Origin of the sequence: Psychromonas hadalis ATCC BAA-638, from assembly GCF_000420245.1 — a bacterium.
Taxonomy (GTDB): Bacteria; Pseudomonadota; Gammaproteobacteria; order Enterobacterales; family Psychromonadaceae; genus Psychromonas; species Psychromonas hadalis.
Genome location: NZ_ATUO01000200.1, coordinates 1 through 5793, shown reverse-complemented (window position 1 = coordinate 5793; position 5793 = coordinate 1). Strand labels below are relative to the sequence as shown.

Sequence of the window (5793 nt, the reverse complement as noted above, 5' to 3'; positions counted from 1 at the left end):
AACAACCAACCCCGTGATTTTTTATTGAAGAGGGTTAGCCTCTATTTATACAAATGAAAACATGCAGGACTAAAGTCCCACTTCCCAAAAGAAAGTTAACCAAAAATGCTCTATATGATCAGTTCCCTTTGATTTTTTTAAACTATTTTAAAATACTTTATGGTCTAACAGGCTTAATAAATATTTACCATAACCAGATTTAACTAAGGGCTTTGCAATCTCACATAGCTGTGATTGATTGATATAACCCATACGATATGCAATCTCTTCTGGGCAGCTGATTTTTAAACCTTGACGTTTTTCAATGGCACGAATAAAAACAGCAGCATCGAGTAAGTCGTCTAATGTGCCCGTATCTAACCACGCAGTACCACGACCCATTATTTCGACTTTAAGCGATTTTGCATGTAAATATTGATCTATCACATCTGTAATTTCAAGTTCTCCACGCTCAGAAGGTTTCACGTTCTTTGCAAATTGCACCACTTGATTGTCAAAAAAGTATAACCCTGGTACTGCATAGTTTGATTTTGGTTGCGCTGGCTTTTCTTCTATCGAAATAGCGGCTCCATGCTTATCAAACTCCACAACACCGTAAGATGTTGGATTGGCAACATGGTAACCAAATACGGTGGCACCACTCTGTTGCTGATTTGCTTTTTGTAACGAGAGGGAGAAGTCATGACCATAAAATAGATTATCACCCAGTATCAATGCGACAGGAGAATTATTTAAAAACGTTTCCGCCAAAATAAATGCCTGCGCTAAACCATCAGGGCTAGGTTGCACTACATATTCAAATTTAATTCCCCATGCACTGCCATCACCTAATAATCGTTCAAATCGATGAATTTCATCAGGTGTAGAGATAATTAATATTTCTGTTATGCCTGCCATCATTAAGTTTGAAACCGGGTAGAAAATCATCGGTTTATCGTAAACTGGCATCAGCTGTTTACTTACCACTTTTGTTAATGGATATAAGCGCGTGCCTGATCCACCGGCTAAGATAATACCTTTACGGTTTTGAGGATTTAAATTCATAAGTCTCTTTTATTAGTTATTTTAGTTCTTGGATTGTGCTAACGATGATTCTTCCTATACCAAATGCCATACTTAATAATAGTAAAAAAAGGCTAATGTTATATATCACATCAGGGTATTTATTTTCTTCACTCAATGTTGCTTGTTCTACTACAATCAAATATTTAATTTGACGGTAGGCTTCGATTCTCGATTTTTCTAAGGATATTTGCGATGAAGTATATGCCTGCAAGGCTAGCTCCATTTTTATTTTATAGCCGGTAAATCTTGATAAAATCTCACTCACTGGAATGGCATCTTGACCCGATTGAGCGAGTTTGCTACGTTCATTTTTTAACTGACTTTCAAGCGCTTTAAGTTCATTATTTAACACTAAAACCTGTGGTGCTTTATTGCTCATGATCGCTTTTATTATTTTTAGCTCTGTTTGTTTTTCAGCTATTTTTCCTTCCAATGTATAGGTAATTTGCTGCATTGCCATTCCCTCTGCGGTGGGATCTAACAAATTATATTTTTGCTGAAAGTTGAGTAAATTAATTTGTGCACTTCGCAACCTTCCCTCTATATTTTCATGCTCTTGTTGCACAAATGCCAACTGCGCACTTGCAAGTTGATGGCCGATTGAGTTAATAAACCACTCGGCACGTTTTACAATTTCATTGGTTAACTGTTGGGCATAATCACTGTCGAAACCCTGACTATAAATACTAATAATGCCCGACTTATCATTGATAACAACACTCACCCGAGCTTGATAATAGTCAAATAACTCTTCTCTTGTATCATCGGCCTGGAGACGACTAAAGTAATCGATATCAGGCTGGCTGTAATGACGACGCAAATTCAATGCTTTATTAAGGTGCTGCAGCATATCGTAAGAGTTTATATAGGCTTTAATTAATTCAGTATCAGACCCCCCTGTTGACACACCCATTCCTGTTAATAGTGCCATACCCGCATCCATTGTTGCCATCGCATCTGGTTGTTGCACAATAATTTGTGCTTGGCTTTCAAAGCGTTCCGTTGCAATAAATACCTGATAAAATGCAAATAACAAAGAGGGTAAAACAACAAACCACATAAAGTTTGATTGCTTTAAAGATTGTAAACGCGTTTTAACGTTAGAGGGTTTTACTGTTTGAAGGCTTGTAGGCTTCTTCGTTTTCTCGCCTTCGCACTTTTCTATTAGCTGATTTTTCTGCTTTTCTAAGTTTTTTACGCGCACTAAAATTCGCTCAGATAATTTAGTATCTGACGCTTTTAACTGTTGTGCTTTTTGTTTTAAAAACTCAACACTGTTAAAATCTTCCGCTTTTAATGTGTTACGTAATTGTATAAATCGTTGTTCGGGCATATTAATCAGCGAGCAGTTATTAGCTGTCCGCTCTCAGTAAAAAATATAGTTATTGGCTATGAGTTATTAGTCTTCGCTGACAACTGAAGGCTAATGGCTGACAGCTTGTTTTCATCGGCTTATCGCTTGCTTCCAACCTATGTGGTAACAAGCTAATGCAAAAAACACGCAGACAATGGTAACCATGTTTAAATAAAAATAACTCACTCCCGCATCACCATAAGCAGGAGAGGCGGCATAACGCGCTAATTCAATCGCATGTAAAAGTGGATTCCATGTTAAATAGTGCCAATATTCTCGCGGTATATCTTGTAAACTAAAGAAGATACCCGATATAAAAAACAGCGGCCTAGTAATGAATATTTGTAATTTCTTTACTTCAGGTACATAACAGCTTGCTAGTGATAAAAGCGTGCCAATACTGATCGCAATGATCCAAACCCGAAAGACTAATAAGAGTATTTCAAGCGGATCGTGCATCTGAATATCGACTCTGATAAAAAAACAGATAACAGCGATAACTAACACTAAAAAAAACTTTACTAATAACTCAAAACCTGCGATGGCGACAATGGAGCTAATCGGCTGCACTTGTCTAAAGGCATACAACGGTTTGTTTTTTTGAATGGCACCAGATGTCTTTTCCATCACACCTAAAAAAAACTGCACTAACAACACGCCATAAATAACAAAAAACAGGGTGGCTAAGCCATGCGTTTCGCCTCCATCAAAAGGCTGTCGTATGGCCACCATCACGACAACCATGATCATCGGTGAGACAAGCGCCCAACTGAGGCCAAATTTATCGCTGAAGCTGCTCTTTATCTCACGTAAAAAAATTGCAAATATTACGTCACCCCACACTTGCAGGGTTGAACGTTTTTTGACTAAGGCCATTAGAAACACGCCTTAAGACTAAAGGCTTGAAAACGTTGCCCCATTATTTAATCACTACATTTGCGGCAATAGCAATTTGGTAGATAATTTGGGTGATGTCTTTCACCGCTTGCATGATTTTGGCATCTACTTTTGGTAAAACGATGACTTGATCGCCACGTTTTATTTTTGCTTTTGCATCAAAAATAACCGTGCCATTAGCACGAACAATGGATATTTTTTCATCATCGGCTCTATCACTAAAACCACCCGCCCATGCGACATAATCATCGATTGTTGCGTTGGGGTTATAAACGATGGCCTGTGGCATCAGCACTTCACCACCGACTTGAATAAGATCGGTGTAATGAGGAATAACTATTTGATCCCCTTTTTCTAATAGTATATTAGCAGTATGCCCTAGCTCAGAAACGATCACTTTTCCAAGTGGCTCTATTTTACGTGCCTTTTCAGAGAACAGCATCACCATTTCTGCTTCTTTAGCGCGAATAGCAGCCGCGCCATCAGAAGAGACGGGCGCAGTAAAAACGCTACGCTCTAATCGGTCTAATGAATCAGACAACATCTGCTTTTGCCTTTCAGCGACACTTTTGCGCAAAATGTAAATAGATTTATTATCGGTTAGCTCTGGATTAATAGGAATATGACTAAGCAAGTCGTGTAAACGTGTGCCTTTTTTGACAGCAAAATAGGAAGGACCTAAATAACTGCCAGATATCTGTACGTCAATGACTTGCGCATGTAAATCATCATTAAAAATAACGTTGTCACCATCTTGAAGCTTGAATTTTTGAAACTCTTTATATTCAAGATAAACTGAGAAGGGTCCGGTAATACGGTTACCAAAAACACCTACATGGCTGATTTTTGCTAAAGGTCTTGCGTAGGCGGAGATCTCTTTCCCTGTCGATATGTTATTGATCAGTTCAAAACGAAATGGATTTCTCACCCCTCCCGAAACAGTAATGGCAGCATATTGAGGCTTAACTAAAATAACATCTTTGTCTTTAAAGATGATGTTTTTTAATTTTCCTGACTGAATAAATTCATATAAATCAATCTTGGCAATTATTTTGTTGTTGCGTAATACTTGCACTTCACGATAGCTACCCCGTTCAGAGTCAATGCCCCCTGCCCGCTTTAAATAATAAAGTAGACTATCAGATGCCATACCCGCATATTGTCCCGGACGAATAACGGCCCCCGATAGATAAACGCTTACTGGTGTTGCGGTTAGTAAGTTGACATAAACTTCAACATCACGGGTGTAAATGGTTTTTATTTTCGACCCTACCAATTTGTTGACATCACTTGCTGGCACATTGCCGACTTTAATGGGGCCAATGTTAGGTATGAAGATATTGCCTTGATTGTCTACCGTTGTAAGGTCGGCATAAGCGACCGCTCCCCATAACCAGATGCTTATTTTATCACCGGGCGCGATCAGGTAATTGGCATTTAACCCATCTGTTCGTTCTGATTCGTAGCCACCTGCAAAGATATTTGCTCCGTAGGGAGGCGGAAAGTTTTCACCTGAAGAGGGAAGTAGTTGGCGTACATCGACTTCACCGGGCAACAAGAGACCCTGCCGATTTTGTTTGTTATAACGTCCCGTTTCTAAAGATTCTATGCCCGATGGGTTTGTTAGCACGGGAATACCTTTATTCGTATTACTTGAACCTGTATCAATACTACTCGTCGATTCAAAGGCGCCATAAGAGAAAGGAGAAGCAGAGAGCAGGAGCAAAATCATCAAGCGGTGTAATTTATTTAATCTCATTTATATTCCGTTATTACAGTTCAACATAACCACTTGACTCAATGATCTGTTTTTCTATAAACCAAGCTTTATCTTGTTTGTTATTTTCATTTACAAAAGGAATTTCACAAGCAATTCGCTTTTCTATTTTATTTTTTTTATCAGTAAAAATAAGCTCTCTGCACTGTAAACCTAATGCTGAGAGGTAAAGTTCTGATAATTGAATTTGATATCTATTGTGCTGAATCTGTCTTTCAAGGGGGTCTGCTAAGCGACTCCAATATTGAAGAGGTATCTCTTTTTTATTGGGTTTGTCTTGGGAAAAAGAGACCAAAGGCACTGAAGCCGTTACTTCTCGTGGTTTATTTGAACATCCGGAGATGATAAGAGCAGATAAGAAGATAAATGTTTTTGCAGGCATGTTTGTCATTTTTATTTGAGCTTAATCATATTATTTAAGAAACCTCACTATAACTAGCTTGAGGCACGCTACCGCCCTCAATATAACGCAAATAGCACAGCGTGAAAAATAATTTATACGTTAACTATGTGGCATGTCATTTTTTAAAGCATGTGTACTCTAATGCAACATCAAGTTAATGTCAATATGCAACTAAGATATGACAGGGAAAACGGGTTTAAATAATACAAGTTAAGTACAGTTAACCACCAATCCAGTGATTTTTCTTGATTGAAGGAATTAGTCTCTATTTATATAAATGAAAACATGCAGGACTAA

Annotated in this window: 5 protein-coding genes; all 5 read right to left on the bottom strand. The window is 38.2% G+C overall.

Annotation, left to right across the window (positions count from 1 at the left end):
• Positions 1–147: 147 nt before the first annotated feature.
• Positions 148–1044 (bottom strand): glucose-1-phosphate thymidylyltransferase RfbA, encoded by an 897-nt coding sequence (gene rfbA / locus G322_RS0117070; RefSeq protein ID WP_022942918.1) that lies wholly within the window; start codon positions 1042–1044, stop codon positions 148–150.
• A gap of 16 nt (positions 1045–1060) precedes the next feature.
• Positions 1061–2398, bottom strand: a complete 1338-nt coding sequence (locus G322_RS0117065; protein ID WP_022942917.1) for a KpsE/RkpR family capsule polysaccharide export protein — start codon at positions 2396–2398, stop codon at positions 1061–1063.
• Between the two features lie 111 nt (positions 2399–2509).
• Positions 2510–3295: an ABC transporter permease gene (locus G322_RS0117060; RefSeq protein ID WP_022942916.1), complete on the bottom strand. Its 786-nt coding sequence runs from the start codon at positions 3293–3295 to the stop codon at positions 2510–2512.
• Positions 3296–3338: 43 nt separating this feature from the next.
• Positions 3339–5075 carry a polysaccharide biosynthesis/export family protein gene (locus G322_RS0117055; protein WP_022942915.1) on the bottom strand — a complete coding sequence of 579 codons (1737 nt, stop codon included), beginning with the start codon at positions 5073–5075 and terminating at the stop codon, positions 3339–3341.
• Positions 5076–5088: 13 nt separating this feature from the next.
• Positions 5089–5475 carry a hypothetical protein gene (locus tag G322_RS0117050; RefSeq protein ID WP_022942914.1) on the bottom strand — a complete coding sequence of 129 codons (387 nt, stop codon included), beginning with the start codon at positions 5473–5475 and terminating at the stop codon, positions 5089–5091.
• Positions 5476–5793: the final 318 nt, after the last annotated feature.